This is a genomic window from Pseudomonas sp. S2_E02, from assembly GCF_054668355.1.
Genome location: NZ_CP162761.1, coordinates 391,466 through 418,262, shown reverse-complemented (window position 1 = coordinate 418,262; position 26,797 = coordinate 391,466). Strand labels below are relative to the sequence as shown.

24 protein-coding genes are annotated in these 26,797 nt (G+C 60.8%); 18 read left to right on the top strand and 6 right to left on the bottom strand.

The window, feature by feature from the left end:
- The first annotated feature begins 41 nt into the window (after positions 1-41).
- The gene (locus AB4O01_RS01755) at positions 42-884 is read left to right on the top strand and encodes an NAD-dependent protein deacetylase (protein ID WP_460090476.1); all 843 of its coding nucleotides are present in this window, start codon (positions 42-44) and stop codon (positions 882-884) included.
- A gap of 455 nt (positions 885-1,339) precedes the next feature.
- On the opposite strand, the gene AB4O01_RS01750 is transcribed toward AB4O01_RS01755, so the two are convergent.
- On the bottom strand, positions 1,340-2,227 hold the full coding sequence (locus tag AB4O01_RS01750; protein ID WP_099758637.1) for a LysR family transcriptional regulator: 888 nt from the start codon (positions 2,225-2,227) through the stop codon (positions 1,340-1,342).
- 292 nt (positions 2,228-2,519) lie between these two features.
- Between AB4O01_RS01750 and AB4O01_RS01745 the strand changes: the two genes are divergently transcribed.
- The 3 genes from AB4O01_RS01745 to AB4O01_RS01735 are packed head-to-tail and all read left to right on the top strand — an operon-like array spanning position 2,520 to position 5,101.
- The gene (locus tag AB4O01_RS01745; RefSeq protein ID WP_460090473.1) at positions 2,520-3,218 is read left to right on the top strand and encodes a CoA transferase subunit A; all 699 of its coding nucleotides are present in this window, start codon (positions 2,520-2,522) and stop codon (positions 3,216-3,218) included.
- 24 nt (positions 3,219-3,242) lie between these two features.
- Entirely contained in the window at positions 3,243-3,908 is a 666-nt protein-coding gene (locus AB4O01_RS01740) for a CoA transferase subunit B (RefSeq protein ID WP_093439005.1), read from the top strand.
- A gap of 11 nt (positions 3,909-3,919) precedes the next feature.
- Positions 3,920-5,101 (top strand): acetyl-CoA C-acetyltransferase, encoded by a 1,182-nt coding sequence (locus AB4O01_RS01735; protein ID WP_186624840.1) that lies wholly within the window; start codon positions 3,920-3,922, stop codon positions 5,099-5,101.
- 219 nt (positions 5,102-5,320) lie between these two features.
- On the opposite strand, the gene cobF is transcribed toward AB4O01_RS01735, so the two are convergent.
- Together cobF and AB4O01_RS01725 are read right to left on the bottom strand one after the other, a co-directional pair.
- Entirely contained in the window at positions 5,321-6,076 is a 756-nt protein-coding gene (gene cobF / locus AB4O01_RS01730; RefSeq protein WP_460090470.1) for a precorrin-6A synthase (deacetylating), read from the bottom strand.
- Positions 6,076-6,630 (bottom strand): histidine phosphatase family protein, encoded by a 555-nt coding sequence (locus AB4O01_RS01725; RefSeq protein ID WP_460090467.1) that lies wholly within the window; start codon positions 6,628-6,630, stop codon positions 6,076-6,078. The genes cobF and AB4O01_RS01725 overlap by 1 nt, the downstream gene beginning before the upstream one ends.
- Positions 6,631-6,962: 332 nt before the next feature.
- On the opposite strand from AB4O01_RS01725, the gene AB4O01_RS01720 reads away from it, so the two are divergent.
- The 8 genes from AB4O01_RS01720 to AB4O01_RS01685 all read left to right on the top strand — a co-directional run bounded on the left by AB4O01_RS01720 (position 6,963) and on the right by AB4O01_RS01685 (position 15,227).
- Positions 6,963-7,817: a MurR/RpiR family transcriptional regulator gene (locus AB4O01_RS01720; RefSeq protein WP_093439023.1), complete on the top strand. Its 855-nt coding sequence runs from the start codon at positions 6,963-6,965 to the stop codon at positions 7,815-7,817.
- 2 nt (positions 7,818-7,819) lie between these two features.
- Positions 7,820-8,464: a cysteine hydrolase family protein gene (locus AB4O01_RS01715; protein ID WP_460090466.1), complete on the top strand. Its 645-nt coding sequence runs from the start codon at positions 7,820-7,822 to the stop codon at positions 8,462-8,464.
- Positions 8,461-9,792, top strand: a complete 1,332-nt coding sequence (locus AB4O01_RS01710) for a type I glutamate--ammonia ligase (RefSeq protein ID WP_460090465.1) — start codon at positions 8,461-8,463, stop codon at positions 9,790-9,792. Before AB4O01_RS01715 ends, AB4O01_RS01710 begins: the two co-directional genes overlap by 4 nt.
- Positions 9,776-10,528 (top strand): N-formylglutamate amidohydrolase, encoded by a 753-nt coding sequence (locus AB4O01_RS01705; protein WP_460090462.1) that lies wholly within the window; start codon positions 9,776-9,778, stop codon positions 10,526-10,528. Before AB4O01_RS01710 ends, AB4O01_RS01705 begins: the two co-directional genes overlap by 17 nt.
- A gap of 81 nt (positions 10,529-10,609) precedes the next feature.
- Positions 10,610-11,959 (top strand): APC family permease, encoded by a 1,350-nt coding sequence (locus AB4O01_RS01700; protein WP_077572161.1) that lies wholly within the window; start codon positions 10,610-10,612, stop codon positions 11,957-11,959.
- A gap of 118 nt (positions 11,960-12,077) precedes the next feature.
- The gene (locus AB4O01_RS01695) at positions 12,078-13,094 is read left to right on the top strand and encodes an arginine N-succinyltransferase (protein WP_093439039.1); all 1,017 of its coding nucleotides are present in this window, start codon (positions 12,078-12,080) and stop codon (positions 13,092-13,094) included.
- 61 nt (positions 13,095-13,155) lie between these two features.
- Positions 13,156-14,190 carry an arginine N-succinyltransferase gene (gene astA, locus AB4O01_RS01690; RefSeq protein WP_093439043.1) on the top strand — a complete coding sequence of 345 codons (1,035 nt, stop codon included), beginning with the start codon at positions 13,156-13,158 and terminating at the stop codon, positions 14,188-14,190.
- A 167-nt stretch (positions 14,191-14,357) separates the two neighbouring features.
- Positions 14,358-15,227 (top strand): isocitrate lyase/PEP mutase family protein, encoded by an 870-nt coding sequence (locus AB4O01_RS01685; protein ID WP_460090460.1) that lies wholly within the window; start codon positions 14,358-14,360, stop codon positions 15,225-15,227.
- 133 nt (positions 15,228-15,360) lie between these two features.
- On the opposite strand, the gene AB4O01_RS01680 is transcribed toward AB4O01_RS01685, so the two are convergent.
- From AB4O01_RS01680 to AB4O01_RS01670, 3 genes are all read right to left on the bottom strand, one after another.
- Positions 15,361-15,663, bottom strand: coding sequence for a hypothetical protein (locus tag AB4O01_RS01680; protein WP_034152534.1), 303 nt, complete (start codon positions 15,661-15,663; stop codon positions 15,361-15,363).
- Positions 15,664-16,067: 404 nt separating this feature from the next.
- Complete coding sequence (locus tag AB4O01_RS01675) at positions 16,068-17,306, bottom strand: M20/M25/M40 family metallo-hydrolase (protein ID WP_460090459.1); 1,239 nt, start codon at positions 17,304-17,306, stop codon at positions 16,068-16,070.
- Between the two features lie 213 nt (positions 17,307-17,519).
- On the bottom strand, positions 17,520-18,593 hold the full coding sequence (locus tag AB4O01_RS01670) for a diguanylate cyclase (RefSeq protein WP_093439052.1): 1,074 nt from the start codon (positions 18,591-18,593) through the stop codon (positions 17,520-17,522).
- A 177-nt stretch (positions 18,594-18,770) separates the two neighbouring features.
- Between AB4O01_RS01670 and AB4O01_RS01665 the strand changes: the two genes are divergently transcribed.
- From AB4O01_RS01665 to hglS, 6 genes are all read left to right on the top strand, one after another.
- Positions 18,771-20,225, top strand: a complete 1,455-nt coding sequence (locus AB4O01_RS01665) for a flavin-containing monooxygenase (RefSeq protein ID WP_460090457.1) — start codon at positions 18,771-18,773, stop codon at positions 20,223-20,225.
- Positions 20,226-20,246: 21 nt separating this feature from the next.
- Entirely contained in the window at positions 20,247-21,173 is a 927-nt protein-coding gene (locus AB4O01_RS01660; protein ID WP_460090455.1) for an alpha/beta fold hydrolase, read from the top strand.
- 148 nt (positions 21,174-21,321) lie between these two features.
- Positions 21,322-22,821, top strand: a complete 1,500-nt coding sequence (glcD, locus tag AB4O01_RS01655) for a glycolate oxidase subunit GlcD (protein ID WP_460090453.1) — start codon at positions 21,322-21,324, stop codon at positions 22,819-22,821.
- The gene (gene glcE / locus AB4O01_RS01650) at positions 22,821-23,870 is read left to right on the top strand and encodes a glycolate oxidase subunit GlcE (RefSeq protein WP_460090452.1); all 1,050 of its coding nucleotides are present in this window, start codon (positions 22,821-22,823) and stop codon (positions 23,868-23,870) included. The genes glcD and glcE overlap by 1 nt, the downstream gene beginning before the upstream one ends.
- 2 nt (positions 23,871-23,872) lie before the next feature.
- The gene (gene glcF, locus AB4O01_RS01645; RefSeq protein ID WP_460090449.1) at positions 23,873-25,093 is read left to right on the top strand and encodes a glycolate oxidase subunit GlcF; all 1,221 of its coding nucleotides are present in this window, start codon (positions 23,873-23,875) and stop codon (positions 25,091-25,093) included.
- A gap of 88 nt (positions 25,094-25,181) precedes the next feature.
- On the top strand, positions 25,182-26,564 hold the full coding sequence (gene hglS / locus AB4O01_RS01640; protein WP_460090447.1) for a 2-oxoadipate dioxygenase/decarboxylase HglS: 1,383 nt from the start codon (positions 25,182-25,184) through the stop codon (positions 26,562-26,564).
- The last annotated feature ends 233 nt before the right edge of the window (positions 26,565-26,797 follow it).

Genomic DNA, 26,797 nt, shown 5'->3' with positions numbered 1-26,797 from the left:
CGTGCTAACCTGCTGGCACTGCCCATTTCGGAGCGCTGACCATGCTCGACAGCCCGACCCGCGAACACCTCGACACCTTGCAAGAGGTGATGGCCGATGGCGACTTCCTCGTCCTGACCGGAGCCGGCATCAGCACGCCGTCGGGCATTCCGGATTACCGCGACAGCGACGGTGTGCGCCGTGGCCGGCAGCCGATGATGTACCAGGAGTTCCTCGCCGCCCCCGAGTCGCGCCGCCGCTACTGGGCGCGGGCCATGCTGGGTTGGCCGAGGGTGCGTCAGGCGCAGCCGAATGCCGCGCACCAAGCGTTGGCCGGATTGCAGCGCCATGGGCTGATCCACGCCTTGATCACCCAGAACGTCGATACCCTGCACGATCAAGCCGGCAGTCACGATGTGATCGAACTGCACGGCAGCCTGCATCGCGTCCTCTGCCTGGACTGCGGCCAGCGCAGTGAGCGCGATTCGATTCAACAATTGATGGAAATGCACAACCCGTATCTGGCCGGGATCGATGCCGTCCAGGCGCCGGATGGCGACACCCTGCTCGACCCGGCCTTCGAAGCGCGCTTTCAGGTGCCGCGCTGCCCGCATTGCGCTGGCGAGCGGATGAAACCGGACGTGGTGTTTTTCGGCGAGAACGTCGCGCAGCCCACGGCGGCAAGGGCGATGGCGGCGGCAGAGAATGCAGCGGGGATGTTGGTGGTGGGTTCGTCGTTGATGGCGTACTCGGCGTTTCGCCTGTGCCGGGTGATTGCCGATCGTGGCAAGCCGTTGATTGCGATCAATCTGGGCAAGACCCGCGCGGATGATTTGCTGGATTTGAAGATTGAAGCGTCGTGTGAACAGCTTTTGCCGTTGTTGGTTGAAGTGCTGGATCGGTGAGTTGCTGCACTTTGTGCTCGACTCCGGACCCAAGCCCCTCACCCTAGCCCTCTCCCAAGGGAGAGGGAACTGACCGAGTTGTCAGGCCTGGATACGGCGACCTGAAAATGCTGAGTCGAGCCCACAAGCTGAATACCCCACGATCAGCTCCCTTTCCACCTCGCCCTAGCCCTCTGCCAGGGGGAGGGAACTGACCGAGTTGTCAGGACTTAATACTGCGACCTGAAAATTTCGAGCCGAACCCATTTTTTGAAATGCCCCCGATCAGCTCCCTTCCCCCTCGCCCTAGCCCTAGCCCTAGCCCTCTGCCAGCGGAGAGGGAACTGACCGAGTTGTCAGGACTTAATACTGCGACCTGAAAATTTCGAGCCGAACCCATTTTTTGAAATGCCCCCGATCAGCTCCCTTCCCCCTCGCCCCCTCTGGGGGAGAGGGTTGGGGTGAGGGGGTAGATCTCACAGTCGCCCGAGATCTTCAGCCTTGAGAATATCGAACAACGCCTGGGCCGCCGCCGACAGTTCATTGCCAGGCTCAGTCAGCACGCCGATGGCCCGCTGCACCGAGTCATCCAGGGTCAGGCAGTGGGCGCCGAGCTCCTGCATCTGCTCGGCGCACAACGCCGGCACGGCACTGACGCCCAGACCGCTGGCGACCATCCGCCCGACCGTGGCCAGTTGATGGCTTTCAAATTCCACCGGCAACTTCATGCCTCGCGCCTGCAGGTGCTCTTCGAGCATCACTCGCACCGTCGAAGGCCGCTGCAAGGTGATGAACGGCTCCTGCAACAACGTCTGCCAATCGATCTCGTCGCGCTGCGCCAGCGGCGAATCCTTCGATACCACCGCGACGAAGCGATCCACGTACAACGGCGTAAACGTCATCGAAGTGTTTTGCATCGGCTCGAACGCCACGCCCAGTTCCACCTGACGGTCACGGACCATTTCCAGCACTTGCTCATTGATCACGTCATTGACCGTGACGTTGACGTTCGGGTAGCGCGCACGAAACGTCTTGAGGATCGGCGGCAGCAGGTTGCCGGCAAACGACGGCATCGCCGCCAGCGTCACCCGCCCGCGCTGCAAACTGAAGCGTTGGCGCATTTCGTCTTCGGCGTTATCCCAGTCGGCGATCAGCCGCCGCGCCAGCGGCAGCAAGGATTCACCTTCCGCAGTCAGCGCGACATTGCGTGTGTTACGGCTGAACAGGCGCCCGCCCAGGCCCTCTTCCAAGGCTTTGATGGTCAGGCTCAACGCCGATTGCGACAGGTGCAGACGCTCGCAGGCCACGGCGAAGCTCAGGCTCTGTGCCACGGCGAGGAAGGCGCGGATCTGTTTGATGGTCATACTCGCTTCGCTCCAGTTGTAAGCTACAAGCGTTAAGCGGCGAGCCATGATGATCGTTCCCACGCTCCTGCGTGGGAACGCAGCCCGTGACGCTCCGCGTCACTGGACGCGGAGCGTCCCTAGAGGCATTACCACGCGGAGCGTGGGAACGATCAAAGCAGCACGCCATAACGCGATTATTGAGTTTTATCTATCAATCAACCTTAAAAATAAACTTAACAAATATATCCTCCAGCGAGACACTCCAACCATTCGGCTAGCCAGCCGCCCGCAAATAATAAAAGAGGTGCATATGGCAGGTTTCGACAAGCGCGTGAGTTCCTACGAGGAAGCCCTGGCCGGGCTTGAGGACGGCATGACCGTTATCGCCGGCGGCTTCGGTCTGTGCGGCATTCCGGAAAACCTGATCGCCGAGATCAAACGCAAAGGCACCCGCGACCTCACCGTCGTTTCCAACAACTGCGGCGTCGACGGTTTCGGCCTCGGTGTGCTGCTCATCGATCGTCAGATCAGCAAAGTCATCGCCTCCTACGTCGGCGAAAACAAGCTGTTCGAAGAACAACTGCTCAAAGGCGACATCGAAGTCATCCTGACCCCGCAAGGCACCCTCGCCGAGAAGATGCGCGCAGGCGGCGCCGGCATTCCGGCCTTCTTCACCGCCACCGGCGTCGGCACCCCGGTCGCCGAAGGCAAGGAAGTACGCGAATTCAAAGGTCGTAAGTACCTGATGGAAGAATCCATCACCGGCGACTTCGCCATTGTCAAAGGCTGGAAAGCCGACCATTTCGGTAACGTCATCTACCGTCACACCGCGCAGAACTTCAACCCGCTGGCGGCTACCGCCGGCAAGATCACCGTGGTTGAAGTCGAAGAAATCGTCGAACCCGGCGAACTCGACCCCTCGCAGATCCACACCCCGGGCATCTACGTCGATCGGGTCATTTGCGGCACGTTCGAAAAACGCATCGAACAGCGCACCATCCGCAAATAATTCAGGCTGACGGAGAATAAAACCATGGCACTTACCCGCGAACAAATGGCTCAGCGCGTCGCCCGCGAAATGCAGGACGGCTTTTATGTGAACCTCGGCATCGGTATTCCGACCCTGGTCGCCAACTACATTCCCGAAGGCATGGAAGTCATGCTGCAGTCGGAAAACGGCCTGCTCGGCATGGGTCCGTTTCCGACTGAAGACACCATCGATGCCGACATGATCAACGCCGGCAAACAGACCGTGACCGCACGCATCGGCGCGTCGATCTTCAACTCCGCCGAATCATTCGCGATGATCCGTGGCGGTCATGTCGACCTGACCGTGCTCGGCGCGTTCGAAGTGGACGTCGAAGGCAACATCGCCTCGTGGATGATCCCCGGCAAACTGGTCAAGGGCATGGGCGGTGCGATGGATCTGGTGGCCGGCGCCGACAACATCATCGTGATCATGACCCACGCGTCCAAGGATGGTGAGTCGAAACTGCTATCCAAGTGCAGCCTGCCGCTGACCGGCGCCGGGTGCATCAAGCGTGTGCTGACCGACCTCGCCTACCTGGAGATCGAAAATGGCGCTTTTGTCCTCAAGGAACGCGCACCTGGCGTCAGCGTCGAGGAAATCGTCGCCAAAACCGCTGGTAAACTGATCGTCCCGGATCACGTACCGGAAATGCAGTTCGCTGCCCAGTGAGGAATTCGAAAATGCAAGACGTCGTAATTGTTGCCGCCACGCGCACCGCGATCGGCAGTTTCCAGGGCTCCCTGGCCAGCGTGTCCGCGGTTGATCTGGGCGCGGCGGTGATCCGCCAGTTGCTCGAACAAACCGGTCTGGACGGTGCGCAGGTCGATGAAGTGATCATGGGCCAGGTGCTGACCGCTGGCGCCGGCCAGAACCCGGCGCGTCAGGCAGCGATCAAGGCCGGCTTGCCCCATGCCGTGCCAGCAATGACCCTGAACAAGGTTTGCGGTTCGGGCCTCAAAGCCCTGCATCTGGGTGCGCAAGCGATCCGTTGCGGCGACGCTGACGTAATCATCGCCGGCGGCCAGGAAAACATGAGCCTGTCCAACTACGTCATGCCGGGCGCACGCACCGGTCTGCGTATGGGCCACGCGCAAATCGTCGACACCATGATCAGCGATGGCCTGTGGGATGCGTTCAACGACTACCACATGGGCATCACTGCCGAGAACCTCGTCGACAAATACGAGATCAGCCGCGAACAGCAGGACGCCTTCGCCGCAGCCTCGCAGCAGAAAGCCGCCGCCGCGATTGAGGCCGGTCGCTTTGTCGATGAGATCACCCCGATCCTGATCCCGCAGCGCAAAGGCGATCCGGTTGCCTTCAAGGTTGATGAACAGCCGCGTGGCGACACCACTGCCGAATCCCTGGCGAAACTGCGCCCGGCATTTAAAAAGGACGGCAGCGTCACGGCCGGCAACGCTTCGTCGCTGAATGACGGCGCCGCTGCGGTCATCTTGATGAGCGCCGAGAAAGCCAAAGCCCTCGGTCTGCCGGTTCTGGCGAAAATAGCTGCCTACGCCAACGCAGGTGTTGATCCTGCAATCATGGGCATCGGCCCGGTTTCGGCGACTCGCCGCTGCCTCGACAAGGCTGGCTGGAACCTCGGTCAACTCGACCTGATCGAGGCCAACGAAGCCTTCGCTGCGCAATCGCTGGCGGTGGCCAAGGACCTGCAATGGGATCTGGACAAGGTCAACGTCAACGGCGGCGCCATCGCGTTGGGCCATCCGATCGGTGCATCGGGTTGCCGCGTGCTGGTGACCCTGCTGCATGAAATGATCAAGCGTGATGCGAAAAAGGGTCTGGCGACCCTGTGCATCGGCGGCGGCCAAGGCGTGGCGCTGGCGCTGGAACGCGTATAACCAGAGTTCAACAGTGAATGGCGGATCCACGACATCCGCCGCTTGCTGGCAACAAAAAACCCGGTGCAACTTGCGTTGCACCGGGTGTTTTTTTGCCTGTTCGAAATGTGCGTTGAATGTTCCGGCGCCTTCGCGAGCAAGCTCGCTCCCACATTTTGAAATGCGTTCCCCTGTGGGAGCGAGCTTGCTCGCGAAGGGGCCTTACCGGCCAGTGAAAATCTAAGGCTTGCGCAACAAATACGTATCCATGATCCACCCATGCTCGGCCCGCGCCGCCTTGCGCACCCGCTCGATCTCATCCGCAACATCCGACAGCCTGCCACTGATCAGAATCTCATCCGGCGTGCCCAAGTAGGCGCCCCAATAAATCCGGGTCTGCTGATCGGCCACCCGCTGATACGAATCCTCGGCATCGAGCATCACCACCAGACTGTCCGCATCACTCACCTGCCCTGCCGCCAAACGCCGCCCGGTGGTGATTTCGATGGAACGACCGATGGTGTTCAACGGCACCTTGTGCTGCGCCGCCAACGCCTGAACGCTAGTGATCCCGGGGATCACCTCAAACTCGAAGGCGCACGCGCCCGAGGCCAGAATCGCCTGGAGGATGCGCACGGTGCTGTCGTACAGCGCCGGATCGCCCCACACCAGGAAACCGCCGCACTGACCGTCAGACAATTGGTCATTGATCAGGCGTTCGAAGGTCTGCTGCTTGGCGCGGTTCAGCTCATCAACACTGGCGGCGTAGTCGACATCGCCGCGTTCGCGCTCCGGACTGTGGGCCTCGACGAAGCGATAGTCAGGGTTGTCGATGTAGCGCTCACAAATCTCGCGGCGCAGGTCGATCAGCTTGTCCTTGCTCTGGCCTTTATCCATCAGAAAGAACACGTCGACCCGATTCAACGCCTTCACCGCCTGCATCGTGATGTAGTCGGGATTGCCGGCACCGATGCCGATCACCAGCAGTTGTTTCATCACAAAGCTCCTTTAAGACACAGGCGCCAGCGCCCGGTGAAGCGCAGTTCGAGCAGCGACAACGGTTCGACATCGATGTCATGCAACGCCGAACCGCGCAGCACGTGGATCAGCGCGGCGCGGATGACAAACGGATGCGTCACCGCCACGACATGTCCCGACGTGCCTTGCAGGTTAGCTAGCCAAGTCGCCACGCGCTGGCACAACTGCGCCGTTGACTCACCGTCATGCGGAGTGGCGTGGGGATCGTCCAGCCAGGCCTGCAGCGCGGCGTCTTCCGAGGCTTGCAGGGCTTTGATCGACTGGCCATGCCAACGTCCCCAGTCACAATCGCGCAGCGCCTCATCAATCTGCGCGTCGGTGCCAAACCAAGCCGCTGTCTGGCGCGTGCGCAACTCCGGCGCGCAAATCAAGCGTCGCGCGGCGTCGAAACGCTCGGCCAATTCGCACGATGCCAGCTGGCTATTTTCAACAGGTTCATTCGTAGGAAAACACGCCAATTTCTGTGCGACGGTTCGCGCATGGCAAATCAATGTCAAACGAGTGGTCTGCACAGGGATCGCTCCGGTGGGCCTTCATGAAAAACAGCGGCGCAAAGCCGTTCTGTCGGCAATTGTGCCGTAAACCGAGGGCTGCCGGGTTGTTGCATCGCCCCGGCAAGTGCGGACAAAAGCAAAAAATACGGCAATCTCTGACACTATCGTGGGCGATGGACTACAAGCCCTGTAGAAGTCCGTGTGGCCCTTGTTATACAGGCGTCTCGCCCCATTTCGGGGCCTTTTCAACACGCTGAAAAATTCACTAGACATGTAACGTCAGTTACATAAATACTGTTTTGACGGATTATGAAGCGAATTCAACACCCCCTCATCCAGCAGGAGCCCGGATGCCCCCTCTTAGAGACCTGATCACCGATCCCGGCCTGGATCTTACGCCGTCGGAGCGCAAAGTCGTTCGCGCCTTGCTTGATCAGTATCCCCGCAACGGTCTGGGGCCGATGGCGCGTCTGGCCGAACATGCCGGCGTCAGCGATCCGACCATTGTGCGGCTGGTGAAAAAACTCGGCTTCGGTGGTTACGCCGAATTCCAGGATGCCCTGCTCAGTGACATGGATCACCGCCTGCGCTCGCCGCGCACGCTGTTGCAACCGCGCGCCCATCAACACAGGGACGACGCCTGGAGCCACTATCTGGGCGACAGTCATCGCCTGCTGGTCGAAACCCAATCGCTGACCCAACCCGAAGACGTGCGCATTCTCACCGACTGGCTGCTCGATGCCCGTCATCAGGTGTATTGCTTCGGCGGGCGCTTCAGCAGTCTGATGGCCACCTACCTGCTCAATCACCTGCGCCTGCTGCGCCCCGGTTGCTTTGCCCTGGAAGATAACGCGCAACTGCCCGATCGCCTGTTCGATCTGCAACGCCAGGATGTGGTGTTGCTGTTCGACTATCGCCGCTACCAGACCCAGGCCTTGCGAGTCGCCAGCGCGGCAAAAAACAACAACGCGCGCGTGGTGTTGTTCACCGACATCTATGCCTCGCCGCTGCGTGAACTGGCCGATCTGATCATCAGCGCGCCGGTGGAATCGGCTTCGCCGTTCGACACCATGGTGCCAGCGCTGGCTCAGGTCGAAGCACTGATCGCCTGCCTGACCTTGCGCACCGAAAACCTCGCCGATCGCCTGGAAGGCATCGATGCCCTGCGCAATGACTTCAACACCCACCTGCTGGAGGATAAATAAGGATGTTCAGCCTTCCCCACCGCTCGCCGCGGGACTTGCCGTTTGTCACCGATCACACCGCACTGTTGCTGGTGGACATGCAGCGTGCCTGGCTCGAACCGCAGTTCGACGCGCACCTCAACGGGCCTGACGCCGAGTATTTCCTGACCCGTGCACACATGCAGGTGGTGCCCAACCAACGTCGCTTGCTCAGTGCCTTTCGCGAAGCGCGGCAGAATGTACTGCACACCATTATCGAAAGCCTTACGGCTGATGGCCGTGACCGCTCGCTCGACCACAAACTCTCGGACATGCACCTGCCCAAAGGCAGCGCGCAGGCGCGGATCATTGAAGACCTGAGCCCGGTGGAAAACGAAATCGTCCTGCCGAAGACCTCGTCCGGCGTCTTCAACTCGACCAACATCGACTACGTGCTGCGCAACCTCGGAACCCGTCACTTGATCATCGCCGGCATCGTCACCGACCAGTGCGTGGACATGGCCGTGCGCGACGCCGCCGATCGCGGTTATCTGGTCACCCTGGTCGAAGACGCCTGCGCCACCTACAGCGCCGAACGCCATCACGCCTGCCTGAATGCGATCAAGGGTTACTGCTGGATCACCGACACCGACACCGTGCTCGCTCGCTTGCAGGAGATGCGGCCATGAGCGCGCGCCTGACGCCACTGCCGATGACCACGCTGGTCACCACCGACCTGATCGGCATCACCCGTGGCCGCTCGTTTCCCACTGATGAACTGGAGCATTATCAAGCCGCCGGGTGTGGCTGGGTGCCGGCCAACAGCGCGTTGACGCCGCAGGACATCATTGCCTCGACCAATCCGTGGGGTGCATATGGCGATCTGCGGTTGATTCCCGATCTGAGCAGCCGCGTCACCGTCGGCAACGGTCCGGACGTCGACGCACCGGCGCTGGATTTCATCCACGGCGATATCCGCGAAACCGATGGCCGCCCGTGGGGCGCCTGCCCGCGCACGTTGTTGCGTGATGAAATCGAGCGTTATCGCGATGAACTAGGCTTGCAGGTCAACGCCGCGTTCGAACACGAATTCAACCTGCACGCCGGTTTCGCCGAGCATCTGGCGTTTTCCCTCGAAGCCCAGCGTCAGGGCGCCGAGTTCGGTGGCTGGCTGCTCAGCGCCCTGCGCGCCGGCGGTGTCGAGCCGGAAATGTTTCTGCCCGAATACGGCAAGCACCAATACGAAATTACTTGCCGCCCGACGCTCGGCGTAGCGGCGGCCGATCGCGCCGTCAATGTGCGCGAGATTACCCGCGAGATCGCCCGGCAAATGGGCCTCGACCTGAGCTTCGCGCCAAAAACTGCCGCCGATGCGGTGTGCAACGGCGTGCACCTGCACGTCAGCCTGCTCGATCTGGCCGGTCAACCGATGCTTTACGACGCCGGCACCAGCAACGGTCTGTCGAGTCTCGGCCAGCATTGGGCGGCGGGGATCCTGCATTACTTGCCGGCCCTCTGTGCCTTCACCGCGCCGACGCCGGTGTCGTACGAGCGCTTGCAGCCACATCACTGGAGCGCGTCCTACGCCTGTCTGGGCCAACAGAACCGCGAAGCGGCGCTGCGCATCTGCCCGACCGTGAGCCTCGGTGGCAAATCCGTGGCCCAGCAGTTCAACCTCGAATTCCGCGCCATGGACGCCACCGCCTCGCCGCATCTGGCCATGGCCGCGCTGCTGATCGCCGGACGTCTGGGCATCGAACAGCGTCTGGCGCTGAACGCCATCACCAACGAAATTCCCGATTCACTCAACGACGAGCAACGCAAGGCCCGGGGCATCGTCGCCCTGCCCGCCTCGCTGGCCCAGGCGCTGGATTGCCTGCGCAACAGTGGCGCCTTCACCGAATGGCTGCCCAAGCCGCTGCTCGACACTTACTACGCCCTGAAAACCGAGGAACTGGCGCTGACGGAACAGCTCTCGCCCGCTGACTTGTGTGAGCACTATGCACGCCTGTACTGAATCCGCCGAGCTGGGGTTGTACACCCGACCGGCCTACAACCTGAGCCGCGCCGACTCGACGCACCCGTTGATTCTGGTGTGCGAGCACGCCAGCCGCTACATCCCCGAGGCCCTGAACAATCTGGGCCTGGACGAGGCCGCCGCCGCTGAACACATCGCCTGGGACATTGGTGCGCTGCAACTCGCCGAACAGTTATCGGAAAGGCTCGGCGCAACCCTGTTGAGCGCCAATTATTCACGCCTGCTGATCGATCTGAACCGGCCACGCCACGCCCCGGACAGTATTCCGGCGCAGAGCGAAATCTATCAGGTGCCGGGTAACCGCGAGCTGGACGAAGCCACCCGCGAATACCGCCGCCAGACCTTGTTCAAACCGTTTCACACGCGCTTGCAAACGTTGATCGACGAACGTGTTGCTCAGGGCCAAGCGGTGCGTGTGGTGGGGATTCACAGTTTCACCCCGGTGTTTTACGGCCAACCGCGACCGCTGGAGGCCGGCGTGCTGTTCGGTCAGGCCAAGGCCTACGCGCAACGCCTGCTCGACGGCCTCGGCGAGCATCCGCTGAAAGTGGCCGGTAATCAGCCGTACAAGATCGATCCGCTGGGCGACATGACCGTGCCGGTGCACGGCGATGCCCGTGGCCTCGACTCGGTGCTGATCGAGGTGCGCAACGATTTGCTGCGCAGCCCCGAAGCCGTATCGCGCTGGGCCGGATACCTCGCGCCTTTGCTGTAATGAATGAAAGACTGCTGACGCTGTAAACGATGGATCGATAACAACTAAAACGACCGACTGGCTGACAAGGAGTTGCGCTTCATGGAAATTGAAGAATTCGGCTACAAGCAAGAGTTGAAACGTAGCCTGACGCTGACCGACCTGGTGGTATACGGGATGATCTTCATGATCCCCATCGCCCCGTTCGGTGTGTATGGCTACGTCAACGCCGAGGCACCGGGGATGGTGCCGCTGGCGTACATCATCGGCATGGTGGCGATGCTGTTCACCGCGCTGAGTTACGGCAGCATGGCCAAGGCTTTTCCGATTGCCGGTTCGGTCTATTCCTACGCGCAGCGTGGCCTCAATCAACACGTTGGCTTTATCGCCGGCTGGCTGATGCTGCTCGATTACCTGCTGATCCCGCCGCTGCTCTATGTCTACGCGGCGATGGCCCTCAACCATTTGTACCCGGACATTCCGAAAGTCGGCTTTATTCTGGCGTTTCTGGTCAGCGCGACCTTCGTCAACCTGCGCGGCATCACCTTCACCGCACGGATGAACATCATCTTCCTGCTCGCGCAACTGGTGGTGCTGGGGATCTTCCTGTTCTACGCCTGGAATGCCCTGCACAACGGTGGCGGTAACGGCGAGCTGACCCTGGCGCCGCTGTATCACGCGGAAACCTTTAACTTCGCCCTGCTGATGCAAGCGGTGTCGATTGCGGTGCTGTCGTTCCTTGGCTTCGATGCGATCTCGACACTCGCTGAAGAAATCAAGGGCGATCCGGGCAAGAGCGTCGGCAAAGCGGCGCTGATCACGCTGGTAGTCATGGGGGTGATTTTCGTTGCACAAACCTGGATCGCCACCGACCTGGCGGCAGGCATGGGCTTCAAATCCGCTGACACTGCGTTCTATGAAATCGCCGAAATCGCTGCCGGCAGCTGGCTGGCGACCCTGACCGCTGTAGCGACGGCGCTGGCCTGGGGCGTGGCTGTAGCGATCACCTCGCAAGCCGCTGTCTCGCGTCTGCTGTTCGGCATGGCCCGCGACGGCAAGTTGCCGAAAGTGCTGGCCAAGGTGCACCCGAAACACAACACGCCGTACCTGAGCATTTATCTGGTGGCGGTGCTGTCGCTGGTGATCTGCTACCTGTTCATCAACTCGGTCGACACCCTGACCTCGCTGGTCAACTTCGGCGCGCTCAGTGGCTTCATGCTGCTGCACCTGACAGTGATCAACTACTACTGGCGTCGGCAGAAGTCCGGCCAGGTGGTGCGTCACCTGATCTGCCCGGTCATCGGCTTCATCATCGTCGCGGCCATCATGTACAACATGGGCGTCGATGCGCAGAAGCTCGGCCTGATCTGGATTGCCCTGGGCCTGGTGTATCTGTTCTTCCTGAATAAACTCGGCGCCAGTACTGCGCTGCCTGACCCGAGCAACGGCTGACAAGAAAAAGAGCGGCGTCTGACAACAAATCAGGCGACCGCCGATTTATCGCGTGGACACCGACAGTGATAGTCAGGTTTGGCGACATCGCCGAACCTTTTGATACAGGAGTACATCCATGCTGGTCTTACGCCCAGTCGAACAGACTGACCTGCCCCAGCTACAACAATTGGCCCGCGACAGTCTGGTGGGCGTCACTTCCCTGCCGGACGACAGCGAACGCCTGCGCGCAAAAATCGCCGCGTCATGTGCATCGTTCGCTAGCGCAGCGGCGGCCCACGGCCCGGAGAATTACTTCTTTGTGCTGGAAGACCTGGACGACCAGCGTCTGGTTGGCTGCTCGGAGATTCTCGCGACGGCGGGCTTCGACGAGCCGTTCTACAGCCTGCGCAATCGCCATTTCACCAGTGCATCCCGCGAACTGAACATTGAACACGGCGTGCCGGCGCTGTCGCTGTGCCATGACCTCAGCGGCCACACATTGCTGCGTGGTTTTCACATTAATGCCGAACTGGTGCGTACGCCGTTTTCCGAATTGTTGTCACGGGCGCGCCTGTTGTTCATCGCCGCTCACACGCGGCGCTTTGCCGAAGCGGTGATTACTGAACTGGTCGGCTACAGCGACGAGCAAGGCCATTCGCCGTTCTGGGATGCGCTGGGCAAACACTTCTTCGACCTGCCCTACGCGGAAGCCGAACGCCTGTGCGGGCTGCAGAGCCGCACGTTTCTCGCCGAACTGATGCCGCAATATCCGATCTACGTGCCGATGCTGCCGCAAGCCGCGCAGGACTGCATCGGGCGCATCCACCCGGATGGCCAGGAAGCGTTCGACATCCTCGAGCGTGAAGGCTTCGAAACCAACAGCTACATCGACTTGTTCGACGCCGGCCCGACCCTGTATGCGCGCACCAGCAACATTCGTTCGATCGCCCGCAGCCAGACGGCAACGGTGCAGCAAAAACCCCAAATCGATGCCCGCGGTCGTTATCTGCTGAGCAACGACGCGCTGCACGGCTTCCGGTCGATCATGGCCGAACTCGATTACCAGACCGATCAACCGCTGTCCCTCACCCCTGCAATGTGTGCGGCGCTGAACGTGACCGATGGCAGCCCGATCCGGCTGATTGCCCTGTGAAACCCGCCCGGTTGCGCAGTCAACGACAGTGCCCGAACAGGCGCGCAGAAGGAGTTACAGCATGATTGTCCGTCCGGTCAAAGTCAGCGACCTGCCTGCCTTGCTCGCGCTGGTACAACAGGCCGGCCCGGGGTTCACCACCCTGCCGGCCAACGAAGATCGCCTGTCCCACCGGGTCCGTTGGGCGCAACGGGCGTTCGCCGAACAAGTGGAACGAGCCGACGCAGACTATCTGTTTGTGCTCGAAGACGACGACATGCGCGTGGTCGGCGTCAGCGCTCTGGCCGGGGCGGTCGGCCTGCGTGAGCCGTGGTACAACTATCGGGTCGGGTTGACCGTCAGTTCGGCGCCGGATCTGGGCATTCAACGGCAGATCCCGACACTGTTTCTCAACAACGAACTCACCGGCCAATCGGAGCTGTGCTCGCTGTTTCTCGGCCACGACCAGCGCCACGGCAGCAATGGCCGCTTGTTGTCGCTGGGGCGATTGCTGTTCGTTGCCGAGTTCCCGCACCTGTTCGGCGAGAAGATGATTGCCGAACTGCGCGGCAGTGCCGATGAACACGGTTGTTCGCCGTTCTGGGACAGCCTGGGTCGGCATTTCTTTCAGATGGACTTCAGCCATGCCGACCACTTGTCCGGGCTCGGCAACAAATCGTTCATCGCCGAACTGATGCCGCGCCAGCCGCTGTACACCTGCCTGCTCACCGAACAGGCCCAGGCGGCGATCGGCCAGGCACACCCGAATACCGAACCGGCGCTGAAGATCCTCCAGGCCGAAGGGTTTACCCACAAAGGCTACATCGACATCTTCGACGGCGGCCCGGTGATCGAAGCGCCCGTGCGCAATATCCGCACCGTGCGCGAGAGCGTCGAGCTGGCCCTGAGCCTCGGCAGCCCCGACGAACAGGCGCCGCTGTGGCTGATTCACAACCGCCGTCTGGAGAACTGCCGCATCACCGTCGCTCGCGCCCGCCGGGTCGGCAGCAGCCTGGTGATCGACCGCCTCACCGCCAAGCGCCTGCAACTGCAACCGGGCAATTCGGTACGCGCGGTGATGCTGCCCAATCAACAGCAACAGGCGGTGGCGGCCTGACGGTCACCACCGCAAAAAGGTAAATCCTTTCAGCAAAAGAGTCCGCGACAACCTGTCCCTTGCAAATTCGTCATGATCCTTGACCCATTCGCGTGATAGCCTTTTCATTCTTCGGCGTTGACACCTTTGTTCAAGCCCTTCCATTCCTTTGTATTGGTGGAACTCGTATGACCAGGCTTTCCCATCAAGATTTGCGCTGTAACTTCCGTCAACTGCTGGCTTCCGACACCTGCTATCACACGGCTTCGGTGTTCGATCCGATGTCCGCACGGATTGCCGCTGACCTCGGTTTTGAAGTGGGGATTCTCGGTGGTTCCGTGGCCTCGTTGCAGGTGCTCGGTGCCCCGGACTTTGCCTTGATCACCCTCAGCGAGTTCGCCGAACAGGCCACCCGCATCGGCCGCGTCGCCCAATTGCCGGTGATCGCCGACGCCGACCACGGCTACGGCAACGCCCTCAACGTGATGCGCACCATCGTCGAGCTGGAGCGCGCCGGCGTCGCCGCCCTGACTATCGAAGACACCTTGCTCCCGGCGCAATTCGGGCGCAAATCCACCGACCTGATCACCGTTGCCGAAGGCGTCGGCAAGATCCGCGCGGCGCTGGAAGCCCGGGTTGATACGGAAATGGCGATCATCGCCCGTACCAACGCCGGCATTCTGCCGAACCAGGAAATCATCAGCCGCACTCGCCAGTACCAGGCGGCCGGGGCTGACGGCATCTGCATGGTCGGGATTCAGGATTTCGATCAGCTTGAGCAAATCGCCGAACACCTGACCGTACCGCTGATGCTGGTGACCTACGGCAACCCGGCGCTGCGCGACGACAAACGTCTGGCCGAACTCGGTGTACGCGTGACCATCGATGGCCATGGCGCTTACTTTGCGGCGATCAAAGCGACGTATGACAGCTTGCGTGAACAGCGGCAGATCTTCACCCAGGCCTCCGACCTGAGCGCGACCGAGTTGACGCACACCTATACACAGCCGGAGGAATACATTCTCTGGGCCAAGGAATACATGAGCGTCAAGGAGTGATGCGCACGCTTCACCGGCCCTTTCGCGAGCAGGCTCGCTCCCACAGTGGATCTTGGTTGAACACAACATTCGTGTTCGACACCGATCAAATGTGGGAGCGAGCCTGCTCGCGAAGGCGTCCGCCGCTACACCGCTAAACCGGCGTCTTGTAAGCCTCTTCCCGCTGCACCGCCCGCGCCTGAATCACATTCAGAATCGCACAGCCCTCGCGCATCAACAGATGCACCGCGCTGGTCACCCGCGTCAGATCACAATCGGAAATGCCCTTGAGGTTGAGACTGGCAAAGGTGTCGGCCAGATCGCGCACGACCACAAACCGGTGCATCGCACAGGCGGCCATGTCGCTGAGTTCTGAGTGGGTGTTAAGGAAGAGCACCGGGGATTCGGCGTCGTAGGTGTCGATGGGGAGGAAGCGGGGCATTACTTGGTCGGTCATAGAGTTCACTCCAAATAGGGGTCAGGTGCTGTATTCGACCGGCCAAGATCGTCGCAGATTTTTCTGCGAGCCGAGACTATAAGAGCCGCGCTCAACGGCCGCAATGAGCGCTTCTGTCGGACTTTTCGGTATTTTTTGTACGCCGTTCGCGACTTCCACTTTTCCCACAAAAGCCCCTCACCCTAGCCCTCTCCCAGAGGGAGAGGGAACTGATTGGGGGATGCTTGGGAGCTACGCCGACTTGTGATACCGCGCTGAATCCGATTTTGAATTCAAAGTTAATCTTTCAGGTCGCCGTGTTAATCACAAACAACGTGGTCAGTCCCCTCTCCCTCTGGGAGAGGGTTAGGGTCAGGGCAAATGCACCTGACACCCCACCCGCATCAGTCACACCACAAACCCACTCACCGCGGTTTGGCCAACTCCATAATCATCCGCGACAACAGATAAATCCGCGGCGCCACGCTCGCTACTTCGGCGTATTCCTCCGGCGTGTGGATATTGCCGCCGACAATCCCGAAACCATCCAGCGTCGGCGTGCCAACCCCGGCAGACAAACTCGCATCCGCCGCGCCGCCACTGCCCTCCTCGGTCAACTTGCGACCAATCTCGCCATAAATCCCTTGAGCCATCGCCATCAGGCGATCCGACTCAGGCGTTTGCGGCATCGGGGGCAAGCCGCGTTGCAATGAAGTCTTCACTTCCGTCTCAGCAATCAACTTGTCCTGCGACACCCGCGCCAGATCCTTTTCGATCCGGTCAAACTCCTCCGGCACCGCCGCGCGCACGTCGGCCTTGGCGGTGGCTTGATCGGGAATCACATTGGTGCGGTCACCGGCCTTGAGCACGGTGAAGTTGATGGTGGTTTTCTTCGCCTCATCGCCAAGTTTGCCCAGTTGCAGAATCTGGTACGCGGCCTCCATCGCGGCGTTGCGCCCCAGCTCCGGCGCGACGCCGGCGTGCGCGGCTTTGCCCTTGACCTCGACCAGCGCCGTCGCGCTGCCCTTGCGCCACACCACCAAGCCATCAGCCGGGCGCCCCGGCTCAAGGTTGAGGGTCACGTCGTGCTGTTTAGCGGTTTTCTTGATCAGATCGGTGGCGACGTCCGAACCGGTTTCTTCACTGGCGTCGAGCAGAAAGGTGATTTGCGCGTAGTCCTTGAAGTCGAGGCTTTTCAAGACTTTCAGCGCATAGATCCCAGCGACGATGCCGCCCTTGTCATCCATCACCCCTGGCCCGTAAGCGCGGCCGTCCTTGATGTGGAACGGCCGCTCGGCCGCCGAACCTTCCTTGAACACCGTGTCCATGTGCGCCATCAGGAGGATTTTCGCCTTGCCGGTGCCTTTCAGCGTCGCCAGTACATGGTTGGATTTTTCCGGCGTGTTCGGCACCAGTTCGATGGTCGCGCCGAGTTTTTTCAACTCATCGATGGCGATGTCGCTGACTTGCTTGAGGCCTGGCTCGTAACCGGAACCGGAGTCGATATTGACCAGCCGTTCCAGCAATTTCAGCGCTTCTGGCTGGTATTGCTCGGCATCAGCGAGCACTTGTTTGTGCGGTTCGGCAAAGGCGTAGGCAGCCGAGAAGGCGAGAGACAGGCCGAGGCTAGCGGCCAGCAGGGAGCGAGAAAATGAGCACGTCATGAAGCGATCCTTGTTTCGCGTCGGGGGGATTTAACCGTACCCGACATCGGCGCGAGGCTCTACACCGAATGCGACACTGATCTAACCGACAACACACAACCCCTGTGGGAGCGAGCTTGCTCGCGAAAGCGGTGGATCAGTCAACATTGATACAGCCTGGCAGGACGCCTTCGCGAGCAAGCTCACTCCCACAGGGGATCTACGGTGTAGCGGTCAAACCGAATCCAGTAACGTCTGCCGGGACTTGTCATCGCAATTGCAGATCACCCGGTTACGCCCGCTGGCCTTGGCTTCGTACAACGCCTGATCGGCATCATTGAGCCAGCGTGTTGCGTCGGCATGCGCCGGATCGTACGCCGCCAGGCCGATGCTCAAGCTGACCTTCAACGCCGGATTCTGCTCATAACCCAGAATCGCGAAGCGCTCACGCAACGCCTCCATGGCTTGCGCGGCGTTGAACAGCGGCAGATCCGGCAAAATCACGCAGAACTCATCACCGCCATAACGCCCGGCAACGTCCGTCGCCCGCAGGTTTTGTTTAAGTAACTTGCTCAACTGGCGCAACACGATGTCGCCCGCGACATGGCCGTAGGTGTCGTTGATCGCCTTGAAGTGATCGATGTCGATCAGCGCAATCGCCGCACCCTGCTTCTGCCGCTTGCAGCGCTGAAAAGCGATCTCCAGTTGATCCTTCCAGGCGCCATGATTGAGCAGCCCGGTCAGGCTGTCGGTGCGGCTCAAGGCGAGCAATTCGCGTTTATGCAAGCCAAGCGTGTAGGCCTGACGAAAGCAGATCCAGCCCAGCGCCAAGGGGTACAGCAGCAGTAACGGGAAACAGGCGTACATTTGTGCAGGCGTAGTTTGCGGAATGAATGCCGGAGCAAACACCACCAGCCCGACGCCGACCCCGAGCAACTGCGCCGCAGAGCCTGCCAATAGAAAACGTGAACCACCGATTGCGACGTTGTTCATTGCCATCATCGAAATGGTCGTGGCAGTGGGCAGCGGATTGAAATGCATGGCGGCAAGCCAAAAGCCGCCGAAAAAAGCGTCAATCAACAGATTGCGGTGTTCAGCGTGGTAAGGAACCCGGGCGCGGCGCGCCCATTGAAACGCCAGATGCGGCCAGACCAGGCCGTTGAAGAACATCAGTGCCCAGACCCACAGCGGCGGATCGAGCGAGTACATCGACACGCTCACGCACACGAGCCCCAGAATCAACCCGAGGATGCGCGACGTATAAAGCCTCCTGGCCAATGAAAGTCCCTTTCCTCCGGTATTTCCCATAAGGACCTCGATCACGCACACCGCAGGACGGATGTGCTGGAAGTCTAACAGGGCGACGTTAAATAGCCATCACCGGCCAGCGGGCTGAATAGCGCGACATCAGGACCGCACACAGGGCAAATATTTGGCTATACATGAAAGGAGCAAAATGGAAAAAAAACTATAAGAAGGAGACCCATGCACACCTATCACGTGTTGATCATCGGCAGCGGTTTTGGCGGTCAATGTGCTGCGGTCAACCTGCTCAAGGCCGGGATCGACGATTTTCGCCTGCTGGAGCGACGGGACTTCTTTGGCGGCACCTGGTGCCAGAACACCTACCCCGGCGCGGCGGTGGACGTGCCGTCGCCGCTGTATTCGCTGTCGTTCGCGCCGTACCGCTGGTCGCAGATGTTCGCCGGACAGGCCGAACTGCAGCGCTACACCGAGCATGTCATCGAGCAGTTCGGTTTGCGTAAGCGCGTGGAGCTGGAGGCCAATGTCGAGCGCGTCGAATGGGACGACACAGAAAAACGCTGGGCTGTGCACACCGCCAGCAAAGGCACCTTTTATGCGCAGTTCCTGATCAATGCCACCGGACCATTGAGCCAACCGGTCATCCCACACTTTCCCGGCCAGGATCGCTTTCAAGGCAAGACGTTTCATACGAACAACTGGGATCACAGCTACGACTACCGCGCTAAACGCGTGGCCATCGTCGGCAGCGGTGCCAGTGCGGTGCAGGTGATTCCGGCGATTGCGCCGCATGTCGAGCAATTGCACGTGTTTCAGCGCACGCCGCATTGGGTGCTGCCCCGCGCCGATCGGCAGTTCGGGCCGCTGCAACGCTGGCTACTCGGCCTGAAACCCGCCTACAAACTGTTGCGCTGGCTGATTTACTGGCAATTCGAAACCCGCGTCATCGCGTTCAAATACTCGAAAGCGGCGATTCACATGGTCCAGCAGCACGCCCTGCGCTTCCTCAAACGCCAGGTGCCAGACCCGGCGCTGCAAGAAAAACTCACCCCGGACTTCACCATCGGCTGCAAACGGGTGCTGGTGTCCAGCACCTATTACCCGGCGCTGAGTCGCGCCAACGTCACCTTGCATACCCGCGAGCAAGGCATTGCGTCCATCGACGAAACCGGGATCAACACCGAGGACGGTCAGCACATCGATGTTGATCTGATCGTCTGGTCGACCGGTTACGACGCCACCGACGGGGTGATTTCCTACCCGGTCAGCGGAAAAAACGCCGTGCAACTCAGAGAGGTCTGGGCGCAATACCCGCGCGCCTATCTGGGCACCAGTCTGCCGGACTTTCCCAACCTGTTTATCGTCACCGGCCCGAACACCGGCATTGGGCACACCTCGGCGCTGTTCATCATCGAATCGCAGATGAACTACATCCTTGACTGCATTCGTACCGTGCAGGCGAAGGGTCTGCGCAGCATCGAAGTGCGCCGTGAAGCGGAACGTACCTACACTGAGATGATTCATCGGGAGATGGAGCGCACGGTCTGGAAGTCCGGCGGCTGCCACAGTTGGTATCAAAGCAAGAGCGGTCATGTGATCGCGATGTTTCCCGGCTTCAGTTTCAGCTACCACCGCTTGACCCGAGCGCTGAAACCGGCCGACCACATTCTGTCCTGAACACGTAAAAGGAAGACGTCGATGCTTTTGCTGTTTGTCGCCCTCGCGGTTTTCGTGGCCTGGAGCTGGTTGAGTTATCCGGCGGTCGGTCATTGGCTGTACGACCTGAACATGGCCATCGAGGCCAAGTTGTACAAATTGCACAAGATCGAAGTGCCGATCGCCGAGATGACCGTCTCGACTTGGCAGGGCGGGCCGTATGAAGCGGCCAGCGCGATTCTGATGCTGCATGGTTACAGCGGCGACAAGAACCTGTGGCTGCGCTTTTCCCGGCACTTTGTGCGCCAGTATCGGGTAATCATCCCGGACCTCGCCGGCCACGGTGAAACCGGCTTCAAGGCGGGCGGCGGCTACGACATTCCGCTGCAGGCCAAGCGCATGATCCAGTTGCTCGACGTTTGCGGCGTGGAGAAAGTCCATGTGATCGGCAATTCGATGGGCGGCTACATCGCCGCGTGGATGGCGGCGACTTATCCCGACCGCATCGCTTCGGTGGCACTGATCGACCCGGCGGGCGTCACCGCACCCGAGGCCAGCGACATGGAGCGCCATCTGGCGCGCGGGCATAACCCGTTTCTGATCAATTCCCGGGAAGAGTTTCGCCAGTTTTACGCGATGACCATGGAATCGCCGCCGTGGGTGCCGAACCTCGTGTTGGACGCCATCGCCCAGCGCTACGAACAACAACGCGATGAACTGGAAGAGATCTTCCGCGATTTTCGCGCCAGCCCGCCGATGGAGCCGAAACTGGCCGACATCAAGTGCCCGGCGCTGTTGCTCTGGGGGCGCAAGGATCGGCTGATCGACGTCAGCAGCGTGCCGGTGTGGAGCAAGGGCATCGCCAATTTGCGTGTGGATGTCTGGGATCACGTCGGGCACATGCCGATGGTTGAACAGCCGGGGAATACTGCGCGCCTGTATCGCGAGTTTTTGGGGAGCCAAAGATGACAATGCACTCTGCCCCTGCCCCTGATCGTTCCCACGCTCTGCGTGGGAATGCAGCCCGTGACGCTCCGCGTCACTGGACGCGGAGCGTCCCTAGAGGCGTTCCCACGCAGAGCGTGGGAACGATCACGCGAGAAATCGGTAGGTCGAGATGAACATTCTTTATGACGAGCGCCTCGACGGTCCGTTGCCGCAGGTGAACAAGGCCGAATTCCTCAAGGCATTGCAGCAAGCGCTGCCTGATCTGGATATTCTGTGGCGCGAGGAAGAACTCAAACCCTACGAATGCGACGGTCTCTCCGCCTACCGCACCACACCGATGCTGGTCGCCCTGCCCCGACGACTTGAGCAAGTGCAAATCCTGCTCAAACTCTGCCATGAAAAAAACGTCCCGGTGGTTGCCCGTGGTGCCGGCACCGGGTTGTCCGGCGGCGCCTTGCCGCTGGAGCAAGGCTTGCTGCTGGTGATGGCGCGCTTCAACAACATCCTGCACATCGACCCGGCCGCGCGCACCGCGCGGGTTCAGCCGGGGGTGCGCAATCTGGCGATCTCCCAGGCAGCGGCGCCCTTCGGCCTGTATTACGCGCCGGATCCATCCTCGCAGATCGCCTGTTCGATCGGCGGCAACGTCGCCGAAAATGCCGGCGGTGTGCATTGCCTCAAGTACGGTTTGACCGTGCACAACCTGCTGAAAATCGAAGTGCTGACCATCGAAGGCGAACGCCTGACCCTCGGTTCGGACGCCCTCGATTCAGCGGGTTTCGATTTGCTCGCGCTGTTCACCGGCTCCGAAGGTTTGCTGGGGATCATCACCGAAGTCACGGTCAAACTGCTGCCCAAACCGCAGGTCGCGAAAGTCCTGCTGGCCAGTTTCGATTCAGTGGAAAAGGCCGGCCGCGCCGTCGCCGAAATCATCGCGGCGGGGATTATTCCCGGCGGTCTGGAGATGATGGACAACCTCGCCATTCGCGCCGCCGAAGATTTCATCCACGCCGGTTACCCGGTCGACGCCGAGGCGATTCTGCTGTGCGAACTCGATGGTGTCGAAGCCGATGTCCACGATGATTGCCAACGGGTGCGCGAGGTCATGACCGCGGCCGGCGCCACCGAAGTGCGTCAGGCCCGCGACGAAGCCGAGCGCGTGCGTTTCTGGGCCGGGCGCAAAAATGCCTTTCCGGCCATCGGTCGTTTGTCACCGGACTATTACTGCATGGACGGCACCATCCCGCGCCGCGAATTGCCCGGGGTTTTGCAAGGCATCGCCCGCCTCAGCGAAGAATACGGATTGCGCGTGGCCAACGTATTCCATGCCGGCGACGGCAATATGCACCCGCTGATCCTGTTCGACGCCAATCAACCCGGCGAACTGCACCGCGCCGAAGCCTTGGGCGGCAAGATCCTCGAACTGTGCGTGCAGGTCGGCGGCAGCATCACTGGCGAACACGGCGTCGGCCGCGAGAAAATCAACCAGATGTGCGCGCAGTTCAACAACGACGAACTGAGTCTGTTTCACGCAGTAAAAGCCGCGTTCGACCCACAAGGCCTACTCAATCCCGGCAAGAACATTCCGACCCTGCACCGCTGCGCCGAATTCGGTGCCATGCACATTCACGCCGGGCAATTGCCGTTCCCCGAACTGGAGCGTTTCTAATGGCTGACGTCGATGCCGCCGGCGCCTTGCTTGATCAGGTCAACGAAGCGCGGGCCAACGCCACTCCGTTGAAGATTCAGGGCGGCAACAGCAAAGCCTTTCTCGGCCGCGAAGTAGCCGGTGAAGTGCTCGATACCCGCGCCCACTGCGGCATCGTCCGTTATGAACCGACCGAACTGGTGATCACCGCGCGCGCCGGCACGCCGTTGTCCGAGTTGCTGGCGGCACTGGATGCCGCCGGACAAATGCTGCCGTGCGAACCGCCGGCATTCAGTGAAGGCGCCACCGTCGGCGGCATGATCGCCACCGGGTTGTCCGGGCCACGACGGCCGTGGTCTGGCTCAGTGCGCGACTTCGTCCTCGGCACCCGAGTCATCACCGGCCTCGGTCAGCACCTGCGTTTCGGCGGCGAAGTGATGAAGAACGTCGCCGGTTATGACCTGTCGCGGTTGATGGCCGGCAGTTACGGCTGCCTCGGCGTGCTCACCGAAGTGTCGCTGAAAGTCCTGCCGAAACCGCGCCAGTGCCTGAGCATTCGCCTCGACATGGAATGCGCGCGGGCGCTGGCGAAGCTTGCCGAATGGGGTCAGCAACCGTTGCCGATCAGCGCCGCGTGCCACGATGGCCAGAGCCTGTATTTGCGTCTTGAGGGCGGCGAAGGTTCGGTGACGGCGGCGCATCAACGCCTCGGGGGTGAGCCGCTGGACTCAGGGTTCTGGCGAGATCTGAATGAGCAGCGTCTAGGTTTTTTCAACGAAGGTCTGCCGCTGTGGCGCTTGTCTTTGCCGAACAATCTCGGGCCACTGGATCTGCCCGGCGAGCAACTGATTGACTGGGCCGGCGCGCAACGCTGGCTAAAATCCGACGTTGAGCACATTCATATCCTCGCTCAGGAACTCGGCGGCCATGCCACCTGCTTTACCCACGGCGCCAGCATTTCACCGTTCCAGCCGCTGGCCTGGACACTGCTGCGCTATCACCAACAACTCAAGGCGCAACTCGACCCGCAGGGGCTGTTCAACCCCGGGCGCATGTACGCGGAGTTCTAGCCATGCAAACCACCCTCAGCGAACAATCGCGACAACTGCCCCGCGCCGCCGAGGCAGAAAAGATTCTGCGCACCTGCGTGCACTGTGGTTTTTGCAACGCGACCTGTCCGACCTATCAATTGCTCGGTGATGAACTCGATGGCCCGCGCGGGCGCATCTACCTGATCAAGCAAGTGCTCGAAGGCGCACCCGCGACGGCGCAGACACAACTGCATCTGGATCGCTGCCTGTCGTGCCGTAACTGCGAAACCACCTGCCCGTCCGGCGTCGACTATCACAACCTGCTCGACATCGGCCGCGCGGTGGTCGATCACGCGGTGCCGCGTCCGGCGGCGCAACGTCTGTTGCGTGAGGGGTTGCGCGCATTGGCGCCGAATCCTGGGTTGTTCAAAGGCTTGTTGCGGGTGGGCACGACGTTTCGTCCGCTGTTGCCGCGAATGCTGGAAAGCAAACTGCCACAGCATCTGCCGTTTTCCGGTATGCGCCCCGCCCCGCGCCATGCCCGGCAGGTGTTGTTGCTTGAAGGCTGCGTACAGCCGGGGTTATCGCCAAATACCAATGACGCCACGGCGCGGGTGCTGGATCGCTTGGGCATCAGTGTCACCCCAGTGGCCGAGGCCGGGTGTTGCGGCGCGCTGGACTATCACCTCGACGCGCAAGCCAAAGGCCTCGACCGCGCGCGGCAGAACATCGATGCCTGGTGGCCGCACCTACAAAACGGCGCCGAAGCGATCGTGCAGACCGCCAGCGGTTGCGGCGCATTCATCAAGGATTACGGGCATTTGCTGGAAGACGATCCGGTGTATGCGGCCAAGGCCAGGGAAATCAGCGAGCGGACGCTGGATCTGGTGCAGATACTCGATCGGGAACCGCTGGAAAAAGTCTGCGCGGCGAGCGAGCGGCGGATTGCCGTGCATTGCCCGTGCACCCTGCAGCATGCGTTGAAACTGGGCGGCGCGGTGGAAGCCGTGCTGACACGCCTCGGTTTCAATCTCACCGCCGTGCCCGACGGCCATTTGTGCTGCGGTTCGGCAGGCACGTATTCGCTGACGCAACCGCTGCTGGCGCGGCAACTGCGCGACAACCGCCTCAACGCTCTGGAGAGTGGCCGCCCTGAGCTGATAGTTACCTCCAACGTCGGCTGTCAGAGCCATCTGGGCAGCGCCGGGCGCACGCGCGTGATGCACTGGATCGAACTGGTGGATCAGTCGTTGGCAGAATGAAGTTCGTAGGATTCTTCGTTTGCCCGCGTGCGAGAAGGCTGCGATCTTTTCCCTCATCCATTCCGTGACCGTGGCAGGAATTTTTTTCATGACCGTGCAGCCGTTCGTCAGCCCCGACCTGATCCGCCAACGCTTCTCCAAAGCGATGTCCGACATGTACCGCGAAGAAGTGCCGCTGTACGGTGCACTGATGGAGCTGGTGGAGCAAACCAACCGCGAGGTGCTTGCACGTCAGCCAGACATCGCCCGGCAGCTCGACAGCACCGGCGAAATTCAGCGGCTGGATATGGAGCGCCATGGCGCCATCCGCGTTGGTACTGCGACGGAACTGGCCACCCTCGCCCGTCTGTTTGCAGTGATGGGCATGCAACCGGTGGGTTATTACGACCTGACTCCGGCGGGCGTACCGGTGCACTCCACGGCGTTTCGCGCGGTGCATGAAGAGGCGCTGCAAGTCAGCCCGTTTCGGGTGTTCACGTCGTTGTTGCGCCTGGAGTTGATTGAGGATGCGCAACTGCGCGCCTTTGCAGAATCGGTATTGGCCAAGCGTTCGATCTTTACCTCGGAGGCGTTGCGCCTGATCGCGCAAGCTGAAACCGCAGGTGGTTTGAATGAAAGCGAGGCCGAGGCATTCGTCCTGCAGGCACTGGAAACTTTTCGCTGGCATCACAGCGCTACGGTGACTGCTGCGCAATATCAGACGTTGAGCGCGCAACATCGCTTGATCGCCGACGTCGTGGCGTTCAAAGGCCCGCACATCAATCACCTGACGCCGCGCACGCTGGACATCGACCGCGTCCAGGAACAGATGCCAGCCCATGGCATCACCCCGAAAGCCGTGATCGAAGGCCCGCCGCGCCGGCAGTGCCCGATCCTGCTGCGCCAGACCAGTTTCAAGGCGCTGGACGAGCCGATCGCCTTCACCGATCAAAACCAGAGCCGTGGCAGCCACAGCGCGCGTTTCGGCGAGATCGAACAGCGCGGCGCGGCACTTACGCCCAAAGGCCGGGCGCTGTATGACCGCTTGCTGAATGCCGCACGCGATGAACTCGGCGACTTCCCCAACGAAGCCAACGCCGCACGCTACAACGCGCTGATGGCTCAGCACTTTGGCGAATTTCCTGACAGTGTCGAGGGTATGCGTGAACAAGAGCTGGCGTACTTTCGCTATTTCGCTACGGAAAAAGGACTGGCTGCTGGAGGGCTTGGGCAGTCGTCTCTGGAGGACTTGTTGCGCGATGGTTATGTGAAAGCGGAACCGTTGGTGTACGAAGATTTCCTGCCGGTGAGCGCAGCGGGGATTTTTCAGTCGAACCTTGGCGATGCGGCGCAGGCGCATTATGGCGAGCATTCCAATCGGCAGGCCTTCGAGCAGGCGCTGGGGCGCGCGACCATTGATGAGTTGCGGTTGTATGCGGCGACGCAGCAGCGTTCGATTGATGATTGTCTGACACAACTTGCGATCTTTTGATCTGAAAATCTTGAAGCAGCCGCCTCGACCAAATGAAGGCACCTGGCCATTGTGCGCAAGAAGTTGCGCACTTGTTTTGCAAAAAAGCCTGATAAAACCGCTGAGAGCCACGTCGTACAAGGCCTGCAGCCAAGTGCGCAAGAAGTTGCGCAGTACTGCGCAACTTCTTGCGCACTTTTGCATTCGGCGCGCGCTTTATTTCGCACAAGCGCCTGAAAAATCAGACAAACACC

What these genes read in the sequence shown, in the direction of transcription:
- AB4O01_RS01755 (WP_460090476.1), top strand. Translation starts at nt 42, where the DNA reads ATGCTCGACAGCCCGACCCGCGAACACCTCGACACCTTGCAAGAGGTG.
- AB4O01_RS01750 (WP_099758637.1), bottom strand. Translation starts at nt 2,227, where the DNA reads ATGACCATCAAACAGATCCGCGCCTTCCTCGCCGTGGCACAGAGCCTG.
- AB4O01_RS01745 (WP_460090473.1), top strand. Translation starts at nt 2,520, where the DNA reads ATGGCAGGTTTCGACAAGCGCGTGAGTTCCTACGAGGAAGCCCTGGCC.
- AB4O01_RS01740 (WP_093439005.1), top strand. Translation starts at nt 3,243, where the DNA reads ATGGCACTTACCCGCGAACAAATGGCTCAGCGCGTCGCCCGCGAAATG.
- AB4O01_RS01735 (WP_186624840.1), top strand. Translation starts at nt 3,920, where the DNA reads ATGCAAGACGTCGTAATTGTTGCCGCCACGCGCACCGCGATCGGCAGT.
- cobF (WP_460090470.1), bottom strand. Translation starts at nt 6,076, where the DNA reads ATGAAACAACTGCTGGTGATCGGCATCGGTGCCGGCAATCCCGACTAC.
- AB4O01_RS01720 (WP_093439023.1), top strand. Translation starts at nt 6,963, where the DNA reads ATGCCCCCTCTTAGAGACCTGATCACCGATCCCGGCCTGGATCTTACG.
- AB4O01_RS01715 (WP_460090466.1), top strand. Translation starts at nt 7,820, where the DNA reads ATGTTCAGCCTTCCCCACCGCTCGCCGCGGGACTTGCCGTTTGTCACC.
- AB4O01_RS01710 (WP_460090465.1), top strand. Translation starts at nt 8,461, where the DNA reads ATGAGCGCGCGCCTGACGCCACTGCCGATGACCACGCTGGTCACCACC.
- AB4O01_RS01705 (WP_460090462.1), top strand. Translation starts at nt 9,776, where the DNA reads ATGCACGCCTGTACTGAATCCGCCGAGCTGGGGTTGTACACCCGACCG.
- AB4O01_RS01700 (WP_077572161.1), top strand. Translation starts at nt 10,610, where the DNA reads ATGGAAATTGAAGAATTCGGCTACAAGCAAGAGTTGAAACGTAGCCTG.
- AB4O01_RS01695 (WP_093439039.1), top strand. Translation starts at nt 12,078, where the DNA reads ATGCTGGTCTTACGCCCAGTCGAACAGACTGACCTGCCCCAGCTACAA.
- astA (WP_093439043.1), top strand. Translation starts at nt 13,156, where the DNA reads ATGATTGTCCGTCCGGTCAAAGTCAGCGACCTGCCTGCCTTGCTCGCG.
- AB4O01_RS01685 (WP_460090460.1), top strand. Translation starts at nt 14,358, where the DNA reads ATGACCAGGCTTTCCCATCAAGATTTGCGCTGTAACTTCCGTCAACTG.
- AB4O01_RS01680 (WP_034152534.1), bottom strand. Translation starts at nt 15,663, where the DNA reads ATGACCGACCAAGTAATGCCCCGCTTCCTCCCCATCGACACCTACGAC.
- AB4O01_RS01675 (WP_460090459.1), bottom strand. Translation starts at nt 17,306, where the DNA reads ATGACGTGCTCATTTTCTCGCTCCCTGCTGGCCGCTAGCCTCGGCCTG.
- AB4O01_RS01670 (WP_093439052.1), bottom strand. Translation starts at nt 18,593, where the DNA reads ATGGGAAATACCGGAGGAAAGGGACTTTCATTGGCCAGGAGGCTTTAT.
- AB4O01_RS01665 (WP_460090457.1), top strand. Translation starts at nt 18,771, where the DNA reads ATGCACACCTATCACGTGTTGATCATCGGCAGCGGTTTTGGCGGTCAA.
- AB4O01_RS01660 (WP_460090455.1), top strand. Translation starts at nt 20,247, where the DNA reads ATGCTTTTGCTGTTTGTCGCCCTCGCGGTTTTCGTGGCCTGGAGCTGG.
- glcD (WP_460090453.1), top strand. Translation starts at nt 21,322, where the DNA reads ATGAACATTCTTTATGACGAGCGCCTCGACGGTCCGTTGCCGCAGGTG.
- glcE (WP_460090452.1), top strand. Translation starts at nt 22,821, where the DNA reads ATGGCTGACGTCGATGCCGCCGGCGCCTTGCTTGATCAGGTCAACGAA.
- glcF (WP_460090449.1), top strand. Translation starts at nt 23,873, where the DNA reads ATGCAAACCACCCTCAGCGAACAATCGCGACAACTGCCCCGCGCCGCC.
- hglS (WP_460090447.1), top strand. Translation starts at nt 25,182, where the DNA reads ATGACCGTGCAGCCGTTCGTCAGCCCCGACCTGATCCGCCAACGCTTC.